Source organism: Arthrobacter sp. E70 (genome assembly GCF_058266945.1).
On sequence record NZ_JBYQFR010000002.1, the window covers coordinates 239,502 to 265,183 of the forward strand.

23 protein-coding genes are annotated in these 25,682 nt (G+C 66.3%); 18 read left to right on the plus strand and 5 right to left on the minus strand.

What is annotated here, in order from left to right:
* Window positions 1-29 precede the first annotated feature (29 nt).
* Window positions 30-800 carry an SDR family NAD(P)-dependent oxidoreductase gene (locus tag AC3IMC_RS03115; protein WP_490916975.1) on the minus strand — a complete coding sequence of 257 codons (771 nt, stop codon included), beginning with the start codon at window positions 798-800 and terminating at the stop codon, window positions 30-32.
* Between the two features lie 91 nt (window positions 801-891).
* On the opposite strand from AC3IMC_RS03115, the gene AC3IMC_RS03120 reads away from it, so the two are divergent.
* From AC3IMC_RS03120 to AC3IMC_RS03145, 6 genes are all read left to right on the plus strand, one after another.
* Window positions 892-1,737 (plus strand): universal stress protein, encoded by an 846-nt coding sequence (locus tag AC3IMC_RS03120; protein ID WP_490916976.1) that lies wholly within the window; start codon window positions 892-894, stop codon window positions 1,735-1,737.
* A 103-nt stretch (window positions 1,738-1,840) separates the two neighbouring features.
* Window positions 1,841-2,326, plus strand: coding sequence for a hypothetical protein (locus AC3IMC_RS03125; RefSeq protein WP_490916977.1), 486 nt, complete (start codon window positions 1,841-1,843; stop codon window positions 2,324-2,326).
* A complete protein-coding gene (locus tag AC3IMC_RS03130; protein WP_490916978.1) occupies window positions 2,323-2,517 on the plus strand; it encodes a hypothetical protein in 195 nt (64 codons plus the stop codon). The genes AC3IMC_RS03125 and AC3IMC_RS03130 overlap by 4 nt, the downstream gene beginning before the upstream one ends.
* A 24-nt stretch (window positions 2,518-2,541) precedes the next feature.
* Window positions 2,542-3,414, plus strand: coding sequence for an HNH endonuclease (locus AC3IMC_RS03135; protein ID WP_490916979.1), 873 nt, complete (start codon window positions 2,542-2,544; stop codon window positions 3,412-3,414).
* Window positions 3,415-3,440: 26 nt separating this feature from the next.
* Window positions 3,441-4,514, plus strand: coding sequence for an alpha/beta hydrolase (locus AC3IMC_RS03140; protein WP_490916980.1), 1,074 nt, complete (start codon window positions 3,441-3,443; stop codon window positions 4,512-4,514).
* A 28-nt stretch (window positions 4,515-4,542) separates the two neighbouring features.
* A complete protein-coding gene (locus tag AC3IMC_RS03145; protein WP_490916981.1) occupies window positions 4,543-5,493 on the plus strand; it encodes an alpha/beta fold hydrolase in 951 nt (316 codons plus the stop codon).
* On the opposite strand, the gene AC3IMC_RS03150 is transcribed toward AC3IMC_RS03145, so the two are convergent.
* Window positions 5,490-6,251 carry a glycosyltransferase gene (locus tag AC3IMC_RS03150; protein WP_490916982.1) on the minus strand — a complete coding sequence of 254 codons (762 nt, stop codon included), beginning with the start codon at window positions 6,249-6,251 and terminating at the stop codon, window positions 5,490-5,492. The genes AC3IMC_RS03145 and AC3IMC_RS03150 overlap by 4 nt on opposite strands.
* 122 nt (window positions 6,252-6,373) lie before the next feature.
* Between AC3IMC_RS03150 and AC3IMC_RS03155 the strand changes: the two genes are divergently transcribed.
* The 9 genes from AC3IMC_RS03155 (at window position 6,374) to AC3IMC_RS03195 (ending at window position 17,313) form a co-directional block, all read left to right on the plus strand.
* Entirely contained in the window at window positions 6,374-7,396 is a 1,023-nt protein-coding gene (locus AC3IMC_RS03155) for a LacI family DNA-binding transcriptional regulator (protein WP_490916983.1), read from the plus strand.
* Window positions 7,397-7,526: 130 nt separating this feature from the next.
* Complete coding sequence (locus AC3IMC_RS03160) at window positions 7,527-8,819, plus strand: ABC transporter substrate-binding protein (RefSeq protein ID WP_490916984.1); 1,293 nt, start codon at window positions 7,527-7,529, stop codon at window positions 8,817-8,819.
* Between the two features lie 76 nt (window positions 8,820-8,895).
* Window positions 8,896-9,867, plus strand: a complete 972-nt coding sequence (locus AC3IMC_RS03165) for a carbohydrate ABC transporter permease (RefSeq protein ID WP_490916985.1) — start codon at window positions 8,896-8,898, stop codon at window positions 9,865-9,867.
* Between the two features lies 1 nt (window position 9,868).
* The gene (locus AC3IMC_RS03170) at window positions 9,869-10,747 is read left to right on the plus strand and encodes a carbohydrate ABC transporter permease (RefSeq protein ID WP_490916986.1); all 879 of its coding nucleotides are present in this window, start codon (window positions 9,869-9,871) and stop codon (window positions 10,745-10,747) included.
* A gap of 2 nt (window positions 10,748-10,749) precedes the next feature.
* The gene (locus tag AC3IMC_RS03175) at window positions 10,750-12,264 is read left to right on the plus strand and encodes a glycoside hydrolase family 32 protein (RefSeq protein WP_490916987.1); all 1,515 of its coding nucleotides are present in this window, start codon (window positions 10,750-10,752) and stop codon (window positions 12,262-12,264) included.
* 243 nt (window positions 12,265-12,507) lie between these two features.
* Window positions 12,508-13,578, plus strand: coding sequence for a hypothetical protein (locus tag AC3IMC_RS03180; RefSeq protein ID WP_490916988.1), 1,071 nt, complete (start codon window positions 12,508-12,510; stop codon window positions 13,576-13,578).
* A complete protein-coding gene (locus tag AC3IMC_RS03185; protein ID WP_490916989.1) occupies window positions 13,579-14,376 on the plus strand; it encodes a vWA domain-containing protein in 798 nt (265 codons plus the stop codon).
* A gap of 326 nt (window positions 14,377-14,702) precedes the next feature.
* The gene (locus tag AC3IMC_RS03190) at window positions 14,703-16,685 is read left to right on the plus strand and encodes an APC family permease (RefSeq protein WP_490916990.1); all 1,983 of its coding nucleotides are present in this window, start codon (window positions 14,703-14,705) and stop codon (window positions 16,683-16,685) included.
* A 79-nt stretch (window positions 16,686-16,764) separates the two neighbouring features.
* Complete coding sequence (locus AC3IMC_RS03195) at window positions 16,765-17,313, plus strand: DUF2087 domain-containing protein (RefSeq protein ID WP_490916991.1); 549 nt, start codon at window positions 16,765-16,767, stop codon at window positions 17,311-17,313.
* On the opposite strand, the gene AC3IMC_RS03200 is transcribed toward AC3IMC_RS03195, so the two are convergent.
* Complete coding sequence (locus AC3IMC_RS03200) at window positions 17,300-18,160, minus strand: hypothetical protein (RefSeq protein ID WP_490916992.1); 861 nt, start codon at window positions 18,158-18,160, stop codon at window positions 17,300-17,302. The two genes, AC3IMC_RS03195 and AC3IMC_RS03200, sit on opposite strands and share 14 nt — an antisense overlap.
* The gene (locus AC3IMC_RS03205) at window positions 18,144-19,910 is read right to left on the minus strand and encodes an NAD(P)/FAD-dependent oxidoreductase (protein WP_490916993.1); all 1,767 of its coding nucleotides are present in this window, start codon (window positions 19,908-19,910) and stop codon (window positions 18,144-18,146) included. The genes AC3IMC_RS03200 and AC3IMC_RS03205 overlap by 17 nt, the downstream gene beginning before the upstream one ends.
* Window positions 19,911-20,062: 152 nt before the next feature.
* On the opposite strand from AC3IMC_RS03205, the gene AC3IMC_RS03210 reads away from it, so the two are divergent.
* The gene (locus AC3IMC_RS03210; protein ID WP_490916994.1) at window positions 20,063-20,425 is read left to right on the plus strand and encodes a UBP-type zinc finger domain-containing protein; all 363 of its coding nucleotides are present in this window, start codon (window positions 20,063-20,065) and stop codon (window positions 20,423-20,425) included.
* A 262-nt stretch (window positions 20,426-20,687) separates the two neighbouring features.
* Here the strand turns inward: AC3IMC_RS03210 and AC3IMC_RS03215 are convergent, their stop codons facing one another.
* A complete protein-coding gene (locus AC3IMC_RS03215) occupies window positions 20,688-22,223 on the minus strand; it encodes an alkaline phosphatase D family protein (RefSeq protein ID WP_490916995.1) in 1,536 nt (511 codons plus the stop codon).
* Window positions 22,224-22,460: 237 nt separating this feature from the next.
* On the opposite strand from AC3IMC_RS03215, the gene AC3IMC_RS03220 reads away from it, so the two are divergent.
* Both AC3IMC_RS03220 and AC3IMC_RS03225 read left to right on the plus strand, forming a co-directional pair.
* Window positions 22,461-24,122 (plus strand): alkaline phosphatase D family protein, encoded by a 1,662-nt coding sequence (locus tag AC3IMC_RS03220; RefSeq protein WP_490916996.1) that lies wholly within the window; start codon window positions 22,461-22,463, stop codon window positions 24,120-24,122.
* The gene (locus AC3IMC_RS03225) at window positions 24,119-25,387 is read left to right on the plus strand and encodes an alkaline phosphatase family protein (protein ID WP_490916997.1); all 1,269 of its coding nucleotides are present in this window, start codon (window positions 24,119-24,121) and stop codon (window positions 25,385-25,387) included. Before AC3IMC_RS03220 ends, AC3IMC_RS03225 begins: the two co-directional genes overlap by 4 nt.
* The last annotated feature ends 295 nt before the right edge of the window (window positions 25,388-25,682 follow it).

The window sequence follows — 25,682 nt, forward strand, 5'->3', positions numbered from 1 at the left end:
AGCAACTCCGGCTACCGTGCTGCGGAACCTCACACCGCGTTCCACCCGTTGTCGGAGGCCAGCACCACGCCGTTGATGTTCGTTCCGTCCCTGCTGAGAAGGAACGTGATTCCGGCAGCGAGTTCACCCGCTTCGGCGATGGGAGGCACGTTTACCTGCATGAAGGGTCCCAGCACCTCGGTGGCCAGCTGGGATTTGAATTCCGCGTGGATGTTGGTCCTGGTGCCGCCGGGGGCCACCGCGTTGACACGGATTCCCCTGCGTGCGTACATCACTGCGGAACTGCGGGTGAGGCCAATGACAGCATGCTTTGACACGGTGTACGCGGCGCCTGCGGCGGACCCCCGCAGCCCCGCCTCGGAGGAGACGTTCACGATGGAGCCGTAGCCTGCCGTCAGCATCGCCGGCACCACCGCACGCATCAATCGCATCATCGATGTCAGGTTGATGTTCAATACCCGTTCCCAGGTGTCGTCGTCGACCTCGTGCACCGGCTGGAAGCTGTCCATGATGCCGGCAACGTTGGCGAGCGCGTCTATCCTGGTGCCGGCAGCCGCAACCACCTGCTGCACCACGTCTTCCTGGCTGATGTCTCCGGCGACCGGCACGAAGTCCAGCTCCCTGTTCCCTGCCACCAGTTTGTCCAGGCCCTCGCGGCTGAGGTCGCTGGCAACCACCCGGCCGCCTTCCCGGGCGACGCGCATCGCCGTCGCTAATCCAATGCCGGAGGCTGCCCCGGTGACGATGACTGTCTGGCCGTCAAACCGGCCAGGGGTGATGACTTCCTGCCAGGCGGACATGCGCTGCTCCTCACTACGTAGAATCAGGATGGAGCCAGGAAACGGGCCCGCCACAGGGCCTAAGGTCCCCTGATGAGGAGCGCGGTGCCGGATGCAGGATCCCAGAACCATAGTCGCCGGCTTTGACGGTTCGGCCGAGGCGGCGGCTGCTGTCCGGTGGGCGGTCCGCCAGGCCCAGGCTGCCCGCAGTCCCCTCCACGTGGTGCACTGTTCGCTGTGGCCACTCCTGACCAGGCACCTGGGACCAGTCCCGGGAGTTTCCGGCAGCGGCCTGGAGCAGTCTGCCCGGTCCATCCTCGAGGAGGGCATTGCGTGCGCCAGGGCGGAGGGGCCGGGCCTGGACATCAGGGGCACGCTGCTGCACGGGCTTCCTGCCCAGCTCCTCGCCGAGGCCGCAGCCGGCGGGAGGATGCTGGTGGTCGGCAGCCGCGGCCTGGGCGGATTCCTGGGCCTGCTCGTCGGGTCCGTCAGCCTGGAACTGGCCGCAACTGCCGCCTGCCCGGTTGCCGTCATCCGGGAGGATCTGCACCCGGCCGGTCCCGTCGTCGTCGCAGTCAATGGGTCAGGATCCCCGGCCGCGCTGGAGGACGCCAGCCACCTGGCCGCCAGTACAGGGGCACATCTCATCGTTGTCCATGTACGTCAAAGCCACGCACGGCCCAAACTTGCAGGACCGGAAAAGGAAGCCCCCGGGGACAACGTGCTGCAGGCTGCGGTCCGGGCCGCAGCCGCCCTCGCGCCCGCAGTCGACGTGCAGGGGAAGCTCCTGTCCGGCGATTCCGTGGCCGCAGCCATTCTCGAGGCGTCTGAAGGCGCCGCCGTGCTGGTTGTGGGAACCAAAGGCTACGGGACGGTCAAGGAAACCCTGGGGTCCACCGCCCACGCCGTCCTCCACCACGCCCGCGGGCCTGTCCTCGTCTCCCGCCGCGGCCGCTGATAAGACGGCTGATAAGACGAAGGCACTGAAGGTCTCCATCTCCGCCTGAGCGGTTGCGGGGTGTCCGCCGGCTTGCGGCCGGAGCCGTGCCTAAGCTGGCTGGGTGACCCCTGCCCCCTCCCCCACACCGCTGGACGTTATGGTCCACTCAGGCCCTGCCGACTGGTGGGTGATCCTCGCCGGGCTTGGCCCTTTGGCGGTGCTCACCGCTGCCCTGCTTGCCTTCTACATCAACTGGCGCACGCTGAAGCAACGCACCACTGCGGACAGGACGGCCCTGGCGCAAAAGACCGAGGCAGACAGCCGGGCGGAATGGTGGCGGCGGACGCAGTGGGCCCTGGACCGCGCGCTGGACGGCGATGAAGGAACCAAGGCTTTAGGCCTGGCCACCCTGGAAGTCCTGGCCCGCAGCGAGCTCGCCCGCACTGAGGAGCTGGAGTTGTTCGACATTGCCTGGCAGAGCGTCGCCGGCGAAGACAACGGGGAGGGGCTTGACCAGGAGGGCGGGCCGGCCTTCATGGACGGCGATGCGAACTTGGGCGAGAATGGAACGACGGATGAAAACAACACCAGGGAGGTTGGACCATGAGTGCGGCATCTCCTGAGCACCGGTTTGTGTATGCTCCCCGGAACTCCGCCGCCAAGCCGGCGAAGAAGACCACGACCCCCGCCGAGCACCGGGTCCAGGTGGCTGCGGCCCGGCTGCGCGTCACGCTTGATGAGCGCCTCGGACGTGAGACACCGGCCAAGACCAAAGCGCTGGCCAAGGAACCCATCTGAGTCCCGAACGCGCAAGGTGAGCAGGTGTCTGCACTGATTCTTGGGTGGGACATCAAGGCATGGAACCGCTGGAACTATGACGCCGTCGTCGAGCACGTTGCGGTGACCGGGCAATACCTGGACCGCTGGAGCATCGGTCCGCGCTGGAACGCCGGGCCCGGGACGGAAGCGTGGCTCCTGCTGCAGGGCACCAGTGACACGGATACCGGGCTCATAGGGCATGGAATGGTGATGTCCGAACCGTTCCGGCCCGTCGCCGACAGCACGTCCGGCGCCGGGGATTGGTGTGTCACGGTCGTTTTCGACGCGCTGCTCCCCCTTGGCGAACAGATAGGTGCCGATACGCTCCGCGCAGTTGTGCCCGGTGTGCCGTGGGACAACGCAAGCGGCGGGGCCGCCATGGCCCTGACCCCGTCAGCCGAGCCTGGCCTTCGCCGCTTGTGGCGGGAGCAGGGCCCGACGGCGGCCGGCTGGGAAGAGCTGGTTTCCGGCACCTTTCCGCCGGAAGCAGTCAGCCGGACCGTGGTGAACCGGTACGAGCGGGACGCCGACGCGCGCCGGGTGTGCCTGGCCTTCCACGGGACCTCCTGCGCGGCCTGCGGCCTGTCGCTCGAAACCGCCTACGGTGAAGCCGGCAGCGATGCGCTGGACGTTCACCACGTGGTGCCGCCGGAGATAGTGGGAAGCGGGTACCAGCTCGATCCCATCACCGATCTCGTACCGCTGTGCCCCAATTGCCACGCCATGGCGCACCACCAGGTGGCAGTACCGCGGACCGTCCCGGAACTGCGAAGCATGATCGCCGCCGCCGGCCACCTGAAGGGCGAGCCGGTCAGCGACAAAGCCCTCGAAGCGCAGGAGGATGCGCGGCGCATCCTTGAGGCCGGCCGCGACTGACGCTTACGGCCCGGTAATATTGGGGAATGACCGCGGTGGCCCCGCCTTCCGGCAGCGCCTTTTCCTTTGCCCGCAGTGCCCGGGGAGTATTGCGCCGTGTTCCTGTGTGGACATGGCGCCTGCTGATGCTGGCTGTGGGCCCACGGGAACGCGCAAGATTCAACACGGATCCAATCACCGAGGTCGGATACACGCACGACGTCGACTACGCGGGGAAGGGCCTGCGCGCCCAGCAGCTGGATGTGCTCACTCCCTTGGACGCAGCGGGTTCCTGCGCCGGGGAGACGGGAACGGGAGGGCCCCTTCCCGTCTACGTCTATTTCCACGGCGGGGGCTGGACGTCCGGGGACAAGGCGGCGGTGACGAAATACTGTGCCAGCCAGGCGCTGGGCGGGATGGTGGTGGTCAACGTCAACTACCGCCTGTCACCCCGCTTCCATCTGGGCCATGTCCTTCATGACGCGAATGCTGCGCTGGCCTGGGTGGCTGAAAATATCGGCGGGTTTGGGGGCGATCCGCAGCGTCTGGTCCTGGGCGGTGATTCCGCCGGCGGCCAGATCGCAGCGCTGCTGGCCGCCGCAAGCCTGCGGCCGGAACTGGCCGCCCACTACGCGCTCCGGCCCGCCCTCGCCCGGGAGCACCTCAAGGGGCTGGTGCAGCATTGCAGCGCGGTCGACTTCTCCGTGTTTTTCGAGCGCGGCTTCGTGCTGAGCCTGAACTTTGTCCGGATGCTGCTGCCGTCCGCTGCTGCGCCGGCGCGCCGTTTCCAAAGGCCGGCGACGTCCGGCTTTGCCGTTGAACGGCTGAAGGCCGCTGCCGCGTTCATGTCCCCGATCGAATGGCTCGACGCCGGGCACCCGCCGGTGTTCGTCAGTACGTCGGAGCGTGACTTCTTCTACCGGGCGAACCTCAATTTCATCGAGCGGCTCCGGCAGCATGCCGTGCCGGTGGATACCCTGGTCTACGGCTGGAGCAGCACCAACACCGAACACACCTGGCAGCAGGACTACCGTTACCCGGAATCGCAGGAAGTGTACCGGCGCCTGCACGCCTTCGTGCGGAAGGTGACGCGGCAGGCTCCGGCCCCGGCGGCTGACTAAGCCCCCTCCGCTGGGCTATTTTTGAAGCATGCTGGAGCCGGAGCCACGGGACTACGGAATCGACCCGGAGGAATTCGGTTCCGCCCGGGTGGATGCGGCCGCCCTGTTGGACGCGGAACTGGGCGATGTCGATTGGTCCGTCCTTCCCCCGGGATCGGTCCGCTGCAGCATCACCGCCCCCAGCGGCACCCTTGCAGGCCTTGCCCTGGGCAATCCCGGGGATCCCGCGGTCGTGCTGGTGCCAGGCGCCACCGGCTCCAAGGAGGACTTCTCGCTCATGATGCCCAGCCTCGCCGCCGCCGGGTATTTTGTGCTCAGCTATGACCTCGCCGGCCAGTATGAATCCGCAGGGGCAGGCCCGGAAAACCTCGTTCCGCCCAGGAAGCACTACGACTACGCCCTGTTCGTCGACGACTTCCTGGCGGTCCTGCAAACAACAGCTACGCCCGCCCACGTGGTGGGGTATTCCTTCGCCGGCATTGTCGCCCAGCTCGCCTACGCCCAGCGCCCCGAACTGTTCCGGTCGCTGACCCTGCTCAGCTGCCCGCCTGAACCGGGTGCCAGTTTCCGGGGGGTGAGCCGGGTCGGCCGCTTCAGCACCTGGGTGAACGGCCGGGTCGGCGCCGCCCTGCTGATCTGGGGCATCCGCAGCAGCCGGGTGGTGCGGGTTCCGCCGGGCAGGCGCCGGTTCGTCAGCTACCGGTTCCGCTTTACCCGGCGGGCCTCCGTGCGCGACATCTACACACTGATGCAGAACGCCCCGGATCTTCGGCAGACCTTGGCTGAGGCGTCCCTGCCGAAGTTTGTGGCGGTGGGAGAACACGACCTGTGGCCGCTCAGGCTCCACCGTCTGTTCGCACAGGCAATCCAGGCGCGCATCGGGGTCTACCGGGGTGGCCATAGCCCGTGCGAGACCTCGCCCCACGAGTTCAGCCGGGGCCTCCTGGCGCTCTATGCCAAGGCGGACCGACCCTCCTAGCGGGAGTCCTGCCGATGGGAGCGGCGCCAGCGCATGCGCTCCAGCCTCCGCCGCAGCGGCGGCTCATGGCGGAACTCGACGCCGAACGTCACCACGGACATCACAACGCGCCGCCGGAATGCCGCCCAGCTGGCGAAGGGCCGGGCGGAGACCCCTACCCTCAGTGCGGGGTCGTAGATGACCTCCATGTCAGGCCGCAGGCGGTAGGAGATGTCCAGGTCATCGTGGACCAGGGCGTTGTCCCGGACGACGGCGTCGCGGATGCCGGCCCAGACCTCGCTGCGGAGGGCGAAGTTGGAGCCGTAAACCGGACGGTGGCCCAGCAGGAACGCAACGATCCTGAAGTAGCCGTCCAGGAGCAGGTGCCTTCCAGCCCAGCCGGCAAACCGGTTGCCGCCGTAGAAATCGCCCGGCCCGGTGACGGCGGTCAGCGGGCCGGCAGCGCTGAGGATGCGCTCTATGCGTTCGAGCCAGTCCTGCGGCGGACGCGAATCGGTGTCCAGCCGGGCGATGATCCCACCTGAAGCGGTATCGAAACCGGCGGCCGCGGTGGCCGGGATGCCCGGCAGGTCCACCACAATCCGCCGGACACCAGCCGCGGCGCACACGCCAGCGGTGTCATCGGTGCTCGAGTTGTCCACCACGATGATCTCGTCGGCAGGCCTGGTCTGCCGGGCAAGCAAGGCCAGGCATGTCCTCAGCTGCGGGGCGTCATCGCGTGTGGGGATGACCACCGAGACAGAGGACACAGCTTCCATAGCCAGAGCCTACCCGCGCTGGCCGGTGACAAATGGTCGAGCCCGCCCCTTGACGCCCACAAAACGTTTTGCATATAGTGATGCAGGCAACATACAAAACGTTTTGCAAAGGAGCAGTGTCAATGGCGACCAAGGTAAACATCCGGGACGTGGCAAAAGCCGCAGGCGTCTCCGTGACCACCGTGTCGCACGCCCTGAGCGAAGCGCACAGCTCGCGGGTGAACGCCCGCACGGTGGAGCACATCAAAGCCGTAGCCGGCGATCTCGGCTACGCACCCAACCGGCTGGCCAGCGGCCTGCGCAACCAGCGCTCCCAAATCCTCGGGCTGGTCAGCGACGAAATCACCACCACCCCTTTTGCCGGTGCCATGATCCAGGGCGCCCAGGACGCCGCCTCCGAACACGGTCACCTGTTGATGGTGGTCAACTCCGGCCTCGACAATGAACTGGAGCGGCAGGAAATCCGTGCACTCCAGCAGCACCAGGTGGACGGGGTGATCTATGCCCGCATGTACAACCAGCTCGTGTCCGTACCGGAAGAACTCGGCGCAATGCCCACCATTGTCCTGGACGCGACGTCGGACAACGCCGGCTTGTCCTCCGTGGTGCCGGATGAGTCCGGTGCCGGCGCGTCCGCAGCCGACCTCCTGGTCGCTGCAGGCCATCGCAGGATCGCCATGATCAACAACGAAGACGATATCCCCGCCGCGCACGGACGCCTCGAGGGGTTCCGCGCAGCCCTGGCCCGCCATGGCCTGGAGCTGCCGGCACACCGCCTGGTCACCGCACACCCCAGCACCGCCGGGGGCCGGGAAGCGGCACTGAAACTGCTCTCCGCCCAGGAGCGCCCCACGGGGCTGTTCTGCTTCAACGACCAGATGGCCATGGGCGCCTACCAGGCGGCCGGCCACCTGGGCCTGGACATCCCGGCCGATCTCTCGATCGTGGGCGTGGACAACCTCGAACTCATCGCCGACGCGCTCTGGCCGGGGCTGTCCACCCTGGCGCTCCCGCACTACGAGATGGGCCGCTGGGCTGTCCTGAAACTCCTCAACGAACTCGAGGACCCCTCCGCGCCGCGGGTGCACGAAAAGATACCCTGCCCGCCCGTCGAGCGGCACTCCGTCGCTCCACCCACCAACTGAAGGCAACGCCGGCCTGACCAGCCGTCACGCCACTCAAACCCCCCAAAAACGGGAACGCAGCCGTTGCAGCGGCCGCGTTCCCGGCAGGACCCGCATCAATCCCCTCTGTCCAAAGAAGGAAGACCAATCCATGAACAAGTTGCTCACCAAGGTCCTGGCGACCAGCATAGCCGCCGTCGCCCTCACTGCCACCCTCGCCGGCTGCGGCAAGGGCAGCGCCTCCTCCTCCACTGAAGGGTCCGGCGAGATTGCCCTCTGGACCCACAACGCCGGCAACCCGGACGAACTGGCCGCGGTCCAGAAGATCGTGGACTCCTACAACAGCAGCCAGGACAAAGTGAAAATCAAAGTCCAGGCCTTCCCCCAGGACTCCTACAACGACTCGGTAGTTTCCGCCGCAGCCGCAGGCAACCTCCCCTGCATCGTGGACATCGACGGCCCCAACGTGCCCAACTGGGCCTGGGCCGGCTACCTCAAGCCGCTCGAACTGAAGGCAGACCTCTCCAAGCGACTGCCCAGCACAGTGGCCGAATGGGACGGAAAGCCCTACGCGGTGGGCTATTACGACGTCGCCCTGGCCATGATGGCGCGCACCTCTGACCTGAAGGCAGCGGGCGTGCGGGTTGCCACCATGGAAAAGCCCTGGACCAAGGAGGAGTTCCAGGACGCCCTCACCAAGCTCAAGGCCCTGGGGAAGTGGGAGTACCCGCTGGACCTGGGCACCGCCGGCACCGGCGAGTGGCTTCCGTACGCCTACTCCCCCTTCCTGCAGTCCTTCGGCGGAGACCTGGTCAACAGGGACGGCTTCCAGAGCGCGGACGGTGCGCTGAACGGAGACAAGGCAGTCCAGTGGGCGGAGTGGTTCCGCGGCCTGGCCGACCAGGGCTTCATGGCCAAGAAGAGCGGCAAGGACTCCACACAGGACTTCCTGAACAACAAGAGCGCCATCGTCTACACGGGTTCATGGGCCGCGGACAAGGCCAAGGCCGCGCTCGGGGAGGACCTGGCGGTCATGCCGCCGGTCGACCTTGGCGAAGGCCCCAAGATCGGCGGCGCCTCCTGGCAGTGGGGCGTCACCAGCAAGTGCAGCAACACCGAGGCTGCCATGGACTACCTCTCCTACTCCCTGAAGCCGGAGAACGTCGCAGCGGTAGCCAAGGCCACCGGCGCCATCCCCGCCAGCAATGAGGCGGCAGCCCAGATCCCGGCGTTCGCCGAAGGCGGCGCCAACCGGATCTTCATGGACTTCTCCCGCGAATATGCCGTGATGCGGCCGGAGACCCCCGCCTACCCCTTCATCGCCACCGAGTACGGCAAGGCAGTGCAGGACATCCTCAACGGCGCCGATGCCAAGTCCACCCTGGACAACGCCGTGAAGGCGATCGACGCCAACATCAAGTCCAACGGCGGCTACAAGAACTAGCCGGAGCCGCTGGAGGCCTGCCTCGCCGAACGGCACGGCAGGCCCTCCGGCAGCCTGATCCACGAAAGACTCCCCCATGGCAACTGCCCACCTTCCCACCCGCCCGCGTGCTTCCGCCGCCGCGGAAGCCGCCCAGCCGCCGTCGACCGTTAAAGGTGCCGCACGGCGCCGGCCCGGCTTCCGCCGGGAGCAGCTCAGCGGCTGGGGCATGATCGCCCCGGCAGCGGTGCTGCTGCTGGCCTTCATCTTCATCCCGGCCATCCTGGGCTTCGGCCTGGCCTTCACGAATGCGCGCCTCATCTCGCCGCGACCCATCGAGTTCGTCGGCGTGGACAACTTCGCCCGCCTGTTCACGGACCCCACGTTCTACCGCGCGCTGCTCAACGTCGCCTACTTCACCGTGGTGATCGTTCCGGTGCAGTCCGGCCTTGCCCTGGTGATGGCGCTGCTGATCAATAAGAAGTTCCGCGGAGTGAACTTTTTCCGGACCGTGTACTTCCTGCCAGTGGTCACCTCCATGGTGGTGGTCTCGCTGTTGTGGCTGTTCATGTACCGCAAGGACGGCCTGATCAACGAGATCCTCTCCGCCGTCAGCTTCGGCCTGATCAACGGCCCGGACTGGCTGGGCGACCCCAACACCGCGATGCCCGCCATCATCATCCTGTCCATCTGGCAGGCGGCCGGCTTCCACATGATCATCTGGCTCGCCGGGCTGCAGGGCATCTCGGGCGAGCTGTACGAGGCATCCCAACTGGACGGCACCAGCCGCTGGCAGCAGTTCCGCTACGTCACCTGGCCGGGCCTGTTCCACACCCGCAGCCTGGTGCTCGTCACCATCACCATCCAAGCGCTTGGCCTGTTCGACCAGATCAGCGTGATGACCCAGGGCGGGCCCATGGATTCCACCACCACCATCATTTACGAGGCGGTCCAGTCCGGCTACCGGCAGCAGGAAACCTCCTACGCCTCCGCCATCTCGCTGGTGTTCTTCGTCCTGGTACTGATCGTCTCCGCGGTGCAGCGCCACCTCACCCGGGAGAAAGACTGACATGAAAAACCAACTCCTCCTCAGAAATGCCGGCACCATGCTGGTGCGCATCCTCTTCGCCGTCGTCGCCGCCTTCCCCATCGTGTTCATGCTGGTGTCCTCGCTGAAGCCGGACCAGCAGATCTTCGGCGACATGTCCTCACTGGCCGCGTTCCTGCCCGTGGGAAACATCTCCTTCGACAACTACACGGCTGTCTTTGACCGCGTCCCCGCCGCGCGGTTCCTGCTCAACTCGGTGGGCGTCTCCGCCGTGACCGTGATCCTGGGCATCTTCGTGAACAGCCTCTGCGCCTTCGCCCTGTCCCGCATGCAGGTCCGGGGCAAAAAGATCGTCTTCACCGCCATCCTCGCCACCCTGATCGTGCCCTTCCAGACCCTGGCCCTGCCGCTGGTCTGGTGGGTCAACCAGCTCCCCTACTTCGAGCTGAACGGCTTCAGCCTCGAATTCTCCAAGGGCTGGCTGGACACCTACCAGGTGCAGATCATCCCCTTCATCGCCAACGCCTTCTCCATCTACCTGTTCCACCAGTACTTCGAATCCATCCCCAAGGAACTGGACGAGGCAGCGCGGATCGACGGCGCCGGCTGGTTCAAGATCTACCGCCAGGTGGTGATGCCCCTGGCAGGACCCGCCACGGCCACCGTGGCGATCCTGACGTTCCTGCCGGCCTGGAATTCCTACCTGTGGCCGCTCATGGTGGTCCAGTCCGAGGAGCTGCGGCCGGTAATGATCGGCATCCAGTACTTCTTCCAGCTCAACGTCTCCTGGGGTGAGGTGATGGCGTACGCCTCCCTCATCACCGTTCCCGTGGTGGTGCTGTTCATCGCCTTCCAGCGTTCCTTCGTCAACAGCATCGCCTCCAGCGGCGTGAAGGGCTGAGCATGAAAACCATAACGACGGCGCTTCCCACTGTGGCCGCCACGGACCGTTACAGGCCGGAGTTCCATTACACTGCCGACCGCAACTGGCTCAACGACCCCAACGGACTGGTGTACCTCAACGGCACCTACCACCTCTTCTACCAGCACAACCCCTTTGGCCCGGACTGGGGCAACATGTCCTGGGGCCACGCCACGTCACTCGACCTGCTCCACTGGGAGGAGCAGCCGGTGGCCATCCCCTGCGACGGGCAGGAGGCCATCTTCTCCGGGTCTGCAGTGTTCGACGAGCGCAACACCACCGGATTCGGCACTGCTTCAAATTCTCCGCTGGTGGCCATCTACACCAGCGCCTACACTGACGCATCACCGCTGGCCGGCCGGCAGGCCCAGTCCCTCGCCTACAGCCTGGACGAGGGCCGGACGTGGACCAAGTACCAGGGCAATCCCGTGCTGGACCGTGCGTCAGCCGACTTCCGGGACCCCAAGGTCTTCTGGTACGACGGCGACGCCGGCAGTTACTGGGTGATGGTCGCGGTTGAGGCGGTGCAGCGCCAGGTGGTGCTCTACAAGTCCGCCGACCTCAAGGAGTGGGAACACCTGAGCACCTTCGGGCCCGCCAACGCCACCGGCGGCGTCTGGGAGTGCCCCGACTTGTTCGAGCTGCCCGTGGACGGGGATCCGCGGGACACCCGGTGGGTCCTCATCGTGAACATCAACCCGGGCGGCATCGCCGGCGGCTCAGCCGGGCAGTACTTCCTGGGAGAGTTCGACGGCGTGGCGTTCCGGCCCGAAACGACCGTCACCGAGGGCCTCCAGCAGGACGACAGCCGGATGCGGGACTACCGCTGGCTGGACTGGGGGCGCGACTACTATGCCGCGGTTTCGTTCAGCAACATGCCGGACGGCCGCCGGATCATGATCGGCTGGATGAACAACTGGGATTATGCCCGCGAGACGCCCACCGGGGCCTGGCGCAGCGCAATGTCCCTGCCGCGGGAAGTGTCGCTGACCCGCTCCGGCGGCCAGGTGGTGCTGCGGCAGGACGCCATCGATCCGTTGTCCGGGCTGGACGCGGGGGTCTTCCGGCTTGAAGCGCAGCCACTGGCACCGGGCGCGGAGGACCTTCCCATGGCGGCGTCCGTGGCCCGCATCGATGTTGAGTTCGTGCCTGGTACCGCGGCCGGCGTCGGGCTGGTCCTTCGCTCCGGCGGTGACGAATACACGCTCATCCGTTACGACACGGCCGACGGCATGCTGCGGCTGGACCGGCGGAAGTCTGGGCACGTGGACTTCCACGAAACCTTCCCGTCCGTGGAATCCGTGGCCGCGCCGTTGCGGGAGGGCCGTCTTCGGCTCCGGATCTACCTGGACCGGTGCTCCGTGGAGGTCTTCGCCCAGGACGGGCTCGCCACCATCACTGACCTGTTGTTCCCCGCAGAGGCCAGCACGGCGATGGCGGTCTTCGCCGAAGGTGAGGGTGCGCACCTCGTGGCGCTCGACGTCGCCGGCCTCTGAGCCCCGGGGAGTGTCACGGGGAAGCGCCCCGGACGACATCCGGGGCACTTCCCTCGATTTCCCCAACAAAATGTGAGCCAGGACACTCACATTCCGGTCGGCCGGGTTATCCTCAGAGGGCGTATCCAGTTGTTGGGGCATCCGGGCGGGGGGCAAGGCGCACCCGCGGTGTAGCCACCGCGAGTCGGTTTCATATTTGTAGTCACACCGGGGGAACCCGGCGGATTGTCAAAGGAAACGAGCATGGGCCGCCGACACGCAGCAGGTGACGTTAGATATCCGCGCTGGATCTGGGTTGCGGCGGCAGCCACGGTGGCGCTGCTCATTGTGGGCGGAGCGTTCGTGCTAAGGATGCTGATCTTCCCGGCCGCTTCTGGAGGAGGCGGGGGCACGGGGGGCGGCGGCAACACTGCTGCTGCGGGCGGGCCGCTGCCGCAGGACACTCCTGCCGCAGCCGCCGGGAGCCCACCCTGCGTTTCATTGAACATCCTCACATCACTGGAGAACGCGGAGATGGTCCGGGCACTGGCAGACGCGTACGTGGCCAAACCGCGCAGCGTGGACGGTAAATGCGTGACCCCGAAAGTCACTCAGGAAAAGTCGGGAGTCGCCGCCGCCAAGGTCGCTGCGCGGTTCCCCGGCGTTGCCGCCGCAGAGAAACCCACCATCTGGTTGCCGGACTCCTCCGCGTGGTATCGGATTGGCGGGGCGGGTGCCGATGGTTCCCCGGTCGGTCAGGAGGGGACCAGCGTGGCCCGCAGCGCGATCGTCGTGGCCATGCCGGAAACCATGACGGCCGCCCTCGGCTGGGACAGCAAGCCGCCGTCGTGGTCCGAAGTTTTTGGCTTGGCCGGGAAGCAGGACGTCTGGGAACGCCTCGGCCATGGTGACTGGGGAAAGTTCAAGTTCGGCAAGGCGAGTCCGCTCGTCTCGACGTCGGGCCTGATGGCTCTCGCCGCTTCCTATGGTGCCGCCGGCGGGAGCCCGGGCGGTTTGGACGGGATGGACCTGGGCGCACCGTCCCTGGTGGAGAAAGTGCGAGCCGTGGAGTTGGGCACCAGCCACTACATGGCCACCCCGGAACATTTCCTGTGGCACGCCAGGCAGGCTGACGACGCCGGGAAGGTCTCGGAGTTCCTGTCCGCCGTCATCGTCGATGAGAAATCCGTGTGGGACTACAACCGCGGAGTTGTCAGCGAGGATGGCAGGACGAAGCACTCCGGTCCCCCGCCCCGGGAGCCGCTCAGGGCCATCTATCCGAGCGACGGGGTACACGTTGCGGACAACCCTGCGGTGGTCCTCGACGGCGACTGAGTGGACAGCGGGCAGCGCTCTGCGGCCCAGGATTTCATCGGGTTCGCGGTGACCGAACAGGGCCAGGACGTCGTCAAGGCCTCCGGATACCGGTCCATCCAAGGCGCATTGGATCCGGGGGTGGCGGAAACGGGGCGGTATGCCGAAACGCTCCAGGCGCTGCCGCTGCCAAAGGCGGAGTCACTTGCTGCAGTGCGGAACAGCTTCCCGGATGTTCGAAAGCGCGCCCGGGCCTTGTTCCTGCTGGACGTCTCGGAATCGATGGTCCAGGAACCGGGTGTCACCAAGCTGCAGCGGGCAAAGGATGCGGTGGTCAAAGCGCTGGACCATTTTGTCGGTGACGACGAGATCGGGCTTGCCGCTTTCTCCCACGTCGGCGACGGTCCATTGCAGCCGGGCATCGTCAGTCCGGTGGCTCCACTGAAAAGCAACAAGGAGGACCTTATTGGCAAGCTCAACGGGCTTCAGGCCGTGGAAGCCACCCCGCTGTTCGAGGCGGTGAGCCGCTTCGCGGCGGACCAGGCCAAGGACTACAAAGACTCGTTCATCAACACCATCGTGCTTTTGAGTGACGGCAAGAACGATACAAGGCACCCGGGAGACCTCGGCGGGCTGTCGGGACAGTTGAGCCACCAGAACCACTCGACGCCGGTACTCGTCTTCACGCTCGCCTACGGGCCGGACGCCGATGTCCCCACCCTGGTGGAGATCGCCAAGGCCAGCGGTGCGCACTACTATGACGCCACCGATCCGAGCAGGCTCGAAGAGGTGCTCGGGGAACTGGTGACCAGCTTCTAGGGGCAACTATTCATTCGGCGAAACCTGGTCTCCGCCGCAATGGCAACGACGGGGACGAAGAGCAGAATCGGACGTAAAGGCATCCCCACAGTGTGGCGGCCCGCGACCCGCCCCGGCCAGTGGCGAATGACCTGAGGCGCCCGTCAGAGGTGCCGGGTCTCCTTCCCGGCGACCATGAGGGTGCGGCCACGCACCCGGACGGCCTTGCCAGATGAATGGGTGCGCAAATCGCCCTCGCAGGGGTGGCCCGGTGGTACGCTCCGAAAAGATACCGGCCCGGATGTGAAGCCAACGCACCGGCGCGGCCCGCCAGAGAAGGAGCGTCCTTGACGGCTTCCGAACAATTCCCGGTCCCCACCATCGTCCCCAACCCCGAGAAGGAGGCGCCGCCGCACAACGCCTTCGTCCGTTGGCTGCTCGAACACCGCGTCCACCAACCCGTGGGGCCGGAGACGGTGGAGGACCATGGCCCGCAGCAGAGCTGGTGGAAGGTCATGTGCCTGACAGGTGTGGACTACTTCTCCACTCTGTCCTATCTGCCAGGTATCGCCGCCCTGGCCGCGGGGGCCCTGTCACCGCTGGCCACGCTGCTGATCGTCGCCCTGACGCTCCTGGGTATGCTGCCGATGTACCGCCGCGTGGCCCGCGAAAGCCCGCACGGGCAGGGCTCGGTGGCCATGCTGGAACGGTTGCTCCCGTTCTGGCGGGGCAAGGTCTTCGTCCTGGTCCTGCTGGGCTTCGTCGCCACCTCCTGGATCATCACCATCACGCTCTCTGCCGCGGACGCCACAGTGCACCTGCTCGAAAACCCCTACCTTCCGCCGGCTTTGAGCGGACAAGCGGTGCCCATCACCGTGGTCCTGCTGCTGATCCTGGGCGGAGTGTTCCTCCTCGGCTTCTCCGAAGCGGTGGCCGTTGCCATTCCGCTGGTGGCGGTGTTCCTGGTCCTGAACGCCATCATCATCGGGGCCGGACTCGTGGAGGCGTTTTCCTCCCCGGACCTGATCACCCATTGGACCTCGGCCCTGGTAAGTCCGGGAGCGGGCCTGGGCGGCATTGTCGGACCGGCGCTCATCGCCTTCCCGCTGCTGGTGTTGGGCCTGTCCGGATTCGAGACGGGCGTCAGCATGATGCCGCTGGTCGCCGCCAACGGCAATACGCCGGAGGAAAAGCTGGAGAACAAGATCCGAAACACCCGCAAACTCCTCACCGTTGCCGCGCTGATCATGAGCGTGTATCTCATGGGCAGCAGTTTTGTCACCACCGTTTTGATTCCTGGCGAGGAATTCCAGGAAGGCGGCCAGGCCAACGGGCGGGCCCTGGCGTACCTGGCCCACGAACACCTTGGCAGCGCCTTCGGTTCCGTCTACGACATCAGCAGCATCCTGATCCTGTGGTTTGCCGGCGCATCAGCCATGGCGGGGCTGATCAACATCGTGCCACGGTACCTGCCGTCCTACGGCATGGCCCCGGACTGGGCTCGCGCGGTCCGGCCGGTGGTCCTGGTGTATACGGCCATCAGCGTCCTGATCACCATCGCGTTCAGGGCGGACGTGAACGCCCAGGCCGGCGCCTACGCTACGGGGATCCTGGCGATGATGGTTTCCGGCGCCATCGCAGTCACCATTTCCGCGATTGCCAAGAAACAGCGCGGGGCGGCCATCGGTTTCACGGTCCTGTCACTGGTCATCCTTTACGCCCTGGTGGCGAACGTCGTCGAAAAACCGGACGGCATCACGATCTCCGGCTTCTTTGTCCTCGGCATCATCGCCATCTCCCTCGTGTCCCGGGTAAGCCGGACCACTGAGCTGCGCGTCCACAGCATCGAGTTCGACGACGCCGCGCGCCAGTTCATCAGCGATTCCCTCGCCTACGACGGGCGGCTGAACCTCATCGCCAACCGGCCCCAGGCACGTGACGAGGCAGAATACCTTGGCAAGGAGGTTGACCAGCGGGAAAACAACCCCGTGCCCGGCACGGCAGACGTCATCTTCCTTGAAATCGATGTCACCGATCCTTCCGGATTCAGCGATGTGCTGCACGTGAATGGGGTCGAAGTGGGGCGGCACCGTGTCCTGCGCGCCGAAAGCCCCGCCGCGCCGAACGCCATTGCAGCCATCCTGCTGGGGCTGCGCGATGCCACCGGCGTCAAGCCGCACGCCTATTTCGAATGGTCCGAGGGCAACCCCGTGGCGCACCTCATGCGGTACCTGCTCCTCGGGCGCGGTGATACCGCCCCGGTGGTCCGCGAAATCATCCGCGAAAACGAGCCCGACCCGGAGCGCCGGCCCGGCATCCACGTGGGGTAGGCGGAAGGCAGGGGCGGGGCTACGATCAGCCAGCAGATGTTGGGCAGGAAGCCGGGGCAGCGGCGGAAAGGCGGTTGACGTGGCTGGAGACAGAGGGATGGGCGGCCTGCACTGGCGGCGCGTCATTGCGGCACTGGGGAACAGCGACGCCCGCACGGCCTATGCGCAGATCGTGCTCGGCACGGATCTGCCCGATGTGCTTCCCGGCGTAAAGGAACAACGGCGCAACCGGGCAATCTCCAACCTCCTGAAGTCCGGGCTGGTGGAACAGCGACCCTCCGGTGGACTGGCGGCATCTGACCTGGTCTTCCGGGATCTGCTCGAACAGCAGCCGCGGCGGCCCAAGACCGGGCTGGACAGGTTCCTGCACCTGGGGCGGATTGAGAGCTACCCGGCGAACCAGGCCGAACGTCGCGAGCTCCTTGCCAGGATTGCCGGTGAGATCGCCGCACCCGGTGAGCGGCTCTCCGAACGGCAGGTCAACGAGCGGCTCCTCAGCTACACGGACGACGTGGTGCTCCTGCGCCGTTACATGGTGGACTTCGGGCTCCTTGAGCGGACGCCCTCGGGCTCCTCCTACGCGCTCGGCCAGGGAGAGCGGCAGGACGGCGAGCTCAGGCAGTTGTAGCCCGGGCCTCCCGTGAAAGTGCGAGCGCCCAGCCCCCGGCCACACCAATGGCGAGGAGGACGATTACGAAGCCGATGGCCGGTGCACTTGGCCAAGCCAGCGCGTCGCCATACCGCAGCAGGGCAAGCGCCTGCAGAACGAAGAAAGCGACGGAGGTCAGTGCCACGGGGCGGACGGTATGGGCGTCGCGGCTGTACTGGCCCTGCGCGGCCGACCACCCAAGACCCACCAGCCACGCTCCCACGGCCCTCGCCGTGAGCTCGGAGAGTGGCCACGGCCACCACGTCGCGGCAGTCATGGGTATTGCCAGGAGCGCGGCGCCGTACAGCAGCAGGACCGCGGCGATGCCCAGCAAGAGCAGCCGGAGGGCAGGGGGCAGCACCGGTGCCCCACGCGCCACGGACGTGGGAACATGATGCGGGGACCGTATCTGCATCCAGCTGATGAGGAGCATGGCGATGGGCACCACAGCATAGATTGCCAGCCACGCCCAGGTGGCTGCCCGGGCAACGGGACCGTTGGCCGGCGACAGGTGGAAGCGATCGAGATGGACCAGGGTGACTGCCAGGGTCAGCGTCGTGAAGATGAACACCGGGATGACCGCCAGCCTCGCTGAACCCCAGCTTGTCGAGCGGGCTCCCGTCACCTCCAGGCCGGCACTGGCCCAGTATGCTGCCCCGAGGAAGACCGCGGTCGTGGGCGGATTGACTGTCCACGCGAACCATTCCGCGGTCCGGAGCGGAAACACGAACAGCACGAGCCCGGCAAGGAACACGAGGAAGGCAGCCAAGTAGAGCAGCCACCGCATCGGCGGTATCAAGGGTGCGGCCTCAGTTGAAGCGGACATCCCGGGACAGCTCCTCGGGTACGGCTGCCTCACCAGCAGCAGGGGCCGGTTGAGGCAGTGGGTTCTCGGCCAGGTAGGTGTGCAGCATCGAGACCACGGTGGCGCCGTCCCCCACAGCGGTCGCCACTCTCTTGATCGAACCGGCCCGCACGTCGCCGATCGCGAAGATGCCCGGCATGCTGGTTTCCAGTGCCAATGGCGGCCTGCCCGCCCTCATGGATCCCGGCCCGTCAGCGTCCCGGCTGGTGCCCGTGCGCAGAAACCCGGCGGGGTCACGCTCTACCGTCCCCGGCAGCCAGGAGGTCCGCGGCACGGAGCCGATCAGCACGAACAGGCCGCCCGCTTCGATCTCCTCGCTGGAGGACGGCCCTGACGCGTCGGATGCCGCGACCGTGACGGCGGCAAGGAACCCATCCCGGTCGCGGGCTCCCACTATGGTGGTGCTGCAGCGGATCGCAACGTTCCGGGTGGCCTCGAGTTGGGAGATAAGGTAATCCGACATGCTGGCCGACAGTGTTCGGCCGCGCACCAGCAGCGTCACTTTCTTCGAGTACTTCGCAAGGTGGAGAACAGCTTGGCCGGCCGAGTTTCCGCCACCTACCACGCAGACCTGCTTTCCGGCCATCGATGGCGCCTCGGACACCGTGGCACCGTAGAAGACGCCCCTGCCCACCAGGGCCTCCAGTTGAGGTATGTCGAGGCGCCGGTAGTCCACGCCGGTGGCCACCACTACTGTGCGGCACCGTACGATACTGCCGTCGGAGATCGATGCAGCATACAGGTCCCCATCCACTTCGAGGCCGTTCACCTTCCGCAGGAACAGGAAATCGGTCCCCAAAGTCCAGGCCTGGTGGAATGAGCGGTAGGCCAGGTGGGCGCCGCTTACACCGCGGGAGAAGCCAGGGTAGTTGCGGATCAACGAACTGGTGCCGGCCTGGCCTCCCACGGCTTCCCCCTCCACCACCATCGTGGAGAGGCCTTCGGAGGAGGCATAGACGGCCGTCGCCAGACCGGACGGACCGGCTCCCACGACGAGCACATCGAAGATTTTGTCCACCGGTGGAGGCCGCGTCACCCCTATCGCTTCGGCGATGTCCAGGTCGCTGGGGTTCTCGAGGACAATGGGTGGGGCGGTGAATTGCAGCACCATGACCGGCAGCCTGGGGCCGCGCAGGCCCAGGCTCTGAAGCGTCCGGTCCGCCGTTTCGGAACCAACAGCGTAAAAGCCCACAGGGATGTGGTTGCGGCTCAGGGAGTCACGCAGGGAATGGGTCCTTTCGTCGCCGACGTCCCCGATCAGCCGGACCGCTTCGAAACCGACCCCCTGGGCCAGGTGCCAGTCGTCCAGGGCGTCGGTGATCGCTCCGTGGAATTCCTCGTCCCGCGGGCGTTCGGGACGTATGATCAGCAGTTCGGCGTATCCCTGCGCGATCGCCCGGAATACTGTGGGAGCGCTGGCGAAGTCACCCCAGGTCACCACAACAGCGCGCTTGGCGGCCGGGTGGAAGCCGTAGGCGCGCCGCAGGAAATCGAGTCCCCCGCGGTCGGCAGGCCCATAACAGCCAAGGATGAGTGCTACCGGGCGGTCCCATCGCCGCAGCCCTTCCAACACCGCCCGGCCATGGGCGTGGCCGGAGCACACCACCACTTCGTAGTCGGCGCCGTACCGCCGGCGTAACTCGTCTCCGAGAACGCGCCGGGAGGTCGGGTCTGTGGTAGCAATCAGCATGACCGGAACCGAGTCATCCATGGCCGCCGTCTTTCCGGATCAAGGGTTCGGTGGCGCTCACGATACTCGCGCTGGAACATCGGGGACAAGGGGTGCCCGGGCGTGAAGATTCTGCCACAATAACTCCCGACGTGGGCAAGCGGGATGGCCTGAGCAGTGTGAATCGAGGACGCATGGACGAGCGACCTACTCCGGGTATCAATCTCTCCGCCACCCCCAGTGGAACCGGGTGCCAGGAGTGCCTCAGCGGAGACGGCCCCGGATGGTGGTTCCATCTCCGCCGCTGCGCGGAGTGCGGCCACATTGGGTGCTGCGATTCATCGCCATCCCAACATGCCAGCGCCCACTCGCGAACGGCGGGGCACCCCGTCATGAGGTCCTTTGAACCCGGCGAGGAATGGTTCTACGACATCACCACGCAGAAGTTCTTCCACGGTCCGCTGCTTCCCGATCCGCAGTCCAGGCCACCGGAGCAACCCTCACCGGCACCGGAGGACAAGGTACCGGCGGACTGGCGTGAGCACCTGCACCGCTGAAACCGCGGCCGGAACCAACCGTTGCAAGCCACTTCACCTCGGCAAAGGCCTCGGCGGAACTCTTGAGGAAAACCTGCGGGGAACGTGGGCTGGCGTTCAGGATGAGCCCCTAGCGTAGACGCATGGCCCCACTGCTGGTGGGAGGGGCCTGGAAGAAGGGACAGGGCCGGCGGCCGTGGCATCCCCGTGAGACCGGATGCCGCCCCCCAACCGCCGCCGGCCCGGCCCCTCCACGCGCGGCCAACGCCCCTTCGGCTGGGGGTCAGACGCGCACGGCCCCCGGTCGCCCGTTCTTGACGGCGAAGGAAGCATCCACGACGGCCGGTGAAGTGGTGTCTGCAGCTGAGGGCACGACGAGGTAGTCGCTGCGGAACTCGTCAGCGGTCACGGTGCAGCGGGTCCAGCCGCGCTTATCGGGGTTGATGTAGCGGGTGTGTGGGTTCGCTGGCAGCCCATCCTTGATGGCCTGGGCCCAGCCGCAGCCGGAACTGATGGAGGTCCCAACGAATTCAGTGGTGACGACCCTCGATGCCGGATCTGAGTGGTCGAGCAGGACATCGTTGACGAAGGCTGCGTGCCAATCTCCGCTCAAGATCACGGGATTGGCAGGGTTCTGCTGGTTGATGAAGTTGGTCAGGCGGTTGCGGGACACGACGTAGCCGTCCCACTGGTCGTGGTTCACGGAGAGAGTCTCCGTGGGATCGTAGTCGTACTGGGCCATCATCGTCTGCTGGGCGATGACGTTCCAGCGTGCAGTCGAGGATGAGAGACCGTTGAAGAGCCATTGTTCCTGCGCGTCGCCCATGAGGGTGCGCGAAGGGTCATAAACATCGGGATGCTGCGGACCGCCGGGAAAGTTCTCGGTCAGCTGGTCGGAACGGTACTGGCGGGTGTCCAGGACATGGAACTTTGCCAGGCTGCCGTAGTCCAGTCCGCGGTACAGGACCATGTCGGGACCGGTGGGGCGCTGCGGCCGGCGCAGCGGAAGGTGCTCGTAGTAGGCCTGGAACGCATTGGCGCGCAACTGCAGGAACCGCTGGGGTTCGTTGGAAGCCTCGTTGTCGGGCTGGGATATACCGCCCGCCCAGTTGTTTTCGATTTCGTGGTCGTCGAACGTCACGACGAAAGGGAACCGGGCATGCGCTGCCTGCAGGTCGGGTGAGCTCTTGTATTTGGCGTGGTTGTTGCGGAAGTCGGCGAGGGTTTCGTGGTTCCGGCCCTCGTAGATGTAGTCGCCGACGTGCACAACAAGGTCGAGGTCTTCCTGCGCCATGGTGCGGTAGGCGGCGTATCGGCCACCTGCCCATGACTGGCAGGACGCCAGGCCGAAGGTGATCTTCCCGGGATCCGATCCGGGGGCCGGCGCGGTCCGGGTGTGTCCGGCGGGGCTTTCCTCGCTCCCGACCCGGAATCGGTACCAGTAGTCCGAGGAGGGGTTGAGCCCTGCGACTTCTGCGTGCACGGAGTGGGCGAGCTCAGGTGCCGCGGTCTCCGTTCCAGCCTTGACGACGGTGCGGAAATCGGGGTCGGTGGCGACCTGCCAGACGACCTGGACCTGGTAGGGCGGCATGCCACCGAGTCCGTCCGCTGCCTGGGGTTCCGGCGCGAGGCGCGTCCACAACACGACGCCATCCCCGGTGGGATCACCAGACGCAACGCCCAAGGTGAACGGGTTCCGGGGAAAACGGGGTTCTGCCCACGCGGGTGCAGCGGAGAAGCCGTAGATGGCAGCGGTGGCGGCTGCACCTCCGGTCAGCGCGAGGAAGCTGCGGCGGGATGTGCCGGGGGAACGTGACATGGTGTCTCCTGAAGGTAGGTGTGATGTCACCGGCCATTCAGCCAAGGGAAACCGTGGGAGGGATGAACCTGACGTGAACGGACCCCGAACCTTGCCGGAGCACTGCCGTATCAACAGGAACACCAGTGCAGGGACATTTCGGCAGAACCAGGTCCAGTGGAAACATTCACCGCCCAGCGCGTGAATGTTCGGCAAACTCGCGCCTGTCGAGGCTGGACGGTGCGGATACTGGAAAGCATGCGTTTTGTTACCCACCAGTACGTTTCCTCGCCCACGAGGCGCCAAGTCCTTCGATCTGCCGGAATTGCCGCTGTTGCCACTGGGGCCGCAACTCTTGCCGCCTATCCGGCGCACGCAGCAGATCCAGTGTTTGCCCACGGCGTTGCCTCCGGTGATCCCTATCCGGACAGTGTGCTGCTCTGGACCCGTGTGACCCCGAGCGCTGAAGCCACGCCCGGCTCCGGACTCGGCCCGGCGGTGACAGTGAATTGGGAGGTGGCGACTGACCCCGCCTTCAGCAGAGTTGTCTCAAAGGGCTCTGCGAAGACCGGTCCGGAACGTGACCATACCGTGAAGGTGATCGCCGGCCGGTTGGCGCCGGGCACGCCTTACTGGTACCGCTTCTCCGTGGGACGCGCGGTGTCCGGCGTCGGCCGGACCAGGACCGCGCCGGCCACCGGCGCTCCGGTGGATCACCTCCGCTTCGGCGTCGTCTCCTGCACCAACTACCAGGCCGGCTACTTCAGCTCTTACCGCCACCTGGCAGAACGCGGGGACCTCGACGCCGTGCTCCACCTGGGCGATTACCTGTACGAGTACGCACCCGGGGAATACCAGGCGAGGGACGTCGTCGTACGTCCGCACGATCCCGCCGTCGAAATGACCACCCTGGCCCATTACCGTCGCCGGCACGCCCAGTACAAGACCGATCCTGACCTGCAGGCCCTGCACTTGGCTGCCCCGTTCATCGTCACCTGGGACGACCATGAGGCGGCCAATGACGCGTGGAGCGGAGGTGCAGAGAACCATACCGAGGGCGCAGAGGGCCTTTGGAGCGAACGCCGGGCAGCTGCCAATCAGGCCTATGCGGAGTGGATGCCCGTGCGCTACGAGCCCGGTGCGCCGCTGTACCGCCGGCTGGATTTCGGCGCCTTGGCCAGCCTGTCCATGCTGGATCTGCGCTCCTATCGGAGCCAGCAGGCGGCAAACGGGGTCGACCCCGCGGTGGACAGCCCGGAACGGACCATCACGGGAGCGGCACAAATGGACTGGCTGCTTGGCAACCTCACCTCCGGCGGCCCCCAATGGAAGCTGGTGGGCAACCCCGTGATGATTGCCCCCGTCCGCATTCCATCCACACTCAGCCTGGCCGAAGTCGCGGGGGTCCAGAAGCTCATGGGCGGCACCACCATCGACGGAGTCCCCTACAACGTGGACCAGTGGGACGGCTACGAGGCGGACCGGAGCCGGGTGGTCCGGCACCTGCGGGACCAGGGAATCAAGGACACCGTCTTCCTCACCGGCGACATCCACTCCGGGTGGGCCTGCGACCTCCCCGCCGACCCGCTGACCTATCCCACAACCGGCGATTCGGTGGCGGCGGAACTGGTCTGCACGTCGGTGACCAGCGACAACCTGGACGACATCTTGAATGCTCCGCCGCGGACATCCTCCCTGGCGGTGGAGGCATCCATCAGGACGGCCAACCCGCACGTGAAGTACCTCGACTTCGACTCGCACGGCTACTCCGTCCTGGACGTCACCCCGGCAGGAGTGCGGATGGACTGGTACGTCCTTGCCGACCGGACCGTGCAAGCGTCAGCGGCCACGCTGGCCACGTCCTTCACAGTCGGTGCCGGCACCGGCAAGGCAGTCCCGGCAACCGGCGGCGTGCTGTGAACCCGGACCGCCGCCAGTTCCTGCGCCTGGCTGGCGCCGGAAGTGCCGCCGTCGTCCTTTCAGCAGCGCCGGGAACCGCCTGGGCCGGCCAAGCAACGAATCCGGGCACCGGGCGGACCCGCACGTATGTCCTGGTCGTTGACGGCTGCCGGCCCGACGAGATCACCCCGGCGCTGACCCCGCGGCTCGCCGCCCTCCGGGCGGAGGGCACCAACTTTCCTGCCGCACGGTCACTGCCGGTGATGGAGACTATTCCGAATCACGTCATGATGATGACCGGCGTGCGGCCGGACCGGTCCGGGGTTCCGGCCAACTCGGTCTTCGACCCTGCCGAGGGGGCAGTCCGGGACATGGACCGCAGCACCGATCTTCGCTTTCCCACGCTGCTGGAGCGCCTGGGTACGTCCGGCCTCACCACGGCCTCCGTGCTCAGCAAGAAGTATCTGTACGGAATCTTCGGGACCCGGGCGAGCTACCGCTGGGAGCCCTCCCCCTTGCTGCCGGTGACGGGCCATGCGCCGGACGCCGCCACGATGGATGCCCTGCTGGCCATCATCAGCGGCCCCGACCCGGACTTTACGTTCACCAATCTTGGCGATGTGGACCGCCTGGGTCACTCCGACCTGACCGGCACCACCCTGCAGGCGGCCCGCAACGCCGCCCTTGCCGATACTGACCTGGAGGTGGGCCGGCTCGTGGACCATCTTGTGGACACCGGCAAGTGGGACTCCAGCGTCCTGATGGTGCTGGCGGACCATTCCATGGACTGGTCATTGCCCAGCAATGTAATTTCGATAGACCTGATCCTCCAGGGCCGGCCGGATCTGCAGAACTCGGTCACCCTCGCACAAAACGGTGGTGCCGACCTCTTGTACTGGACCGGACCTTCTGACCAGAAGGCTGCCGGGCTCGAGTCCGTGCGCTCCCTGGTCCAGTCACACCCTGGTGTGCTGTCAATTCACGATCCTGCCGAACTGCGGCTGGGGGTGGAGGCCGGGGACATGGTGGTCTTTTGCCGCGCCGGCTGGCGGTTCTCGGACCCGTACGTCGTCTCGAACCCCATTCCGGGCAACCACGGCCATCCGGCCACCGAGCCCATCCCGTTCTTCATCTCCGGGGGCAGCCCCAAGGTAGCCCGCGGCCGCACGTCCTCCGAACCGGCACGCACAGTGGATGTGGCTCCCACCATCGGTGCACTCTATGGCCTCGAGGCACCCAGGGGCGGATATGACGGCGTTGCCAGGACCTCGGGGTTCGTCCCCTGATACAGCAAACCGCAAGCAGGACGAGGCGGGAAGGGACATCAAGAAAGAGCGTCAGCGACCCCACGGCGTTGCCGTTCTTGTCCGAGGGGAATTCGCCGCCGTTGGACAGGCGTCTCGCTGGTCGTCTTCTTCGGGTCCGTCGGGTTCCAGCTCGGAACGGGCCTGTACAAACTTCTTGATCAACTCTTGGCTGCTTTCGGGTGCCTGTGCCGGGGCTGCGCAGGTGGCATCGGCGAACGGCGCCCAAGACCTATGCCCCTCGCACTTACAGCCATCTTGGGTGCCGACGACATAA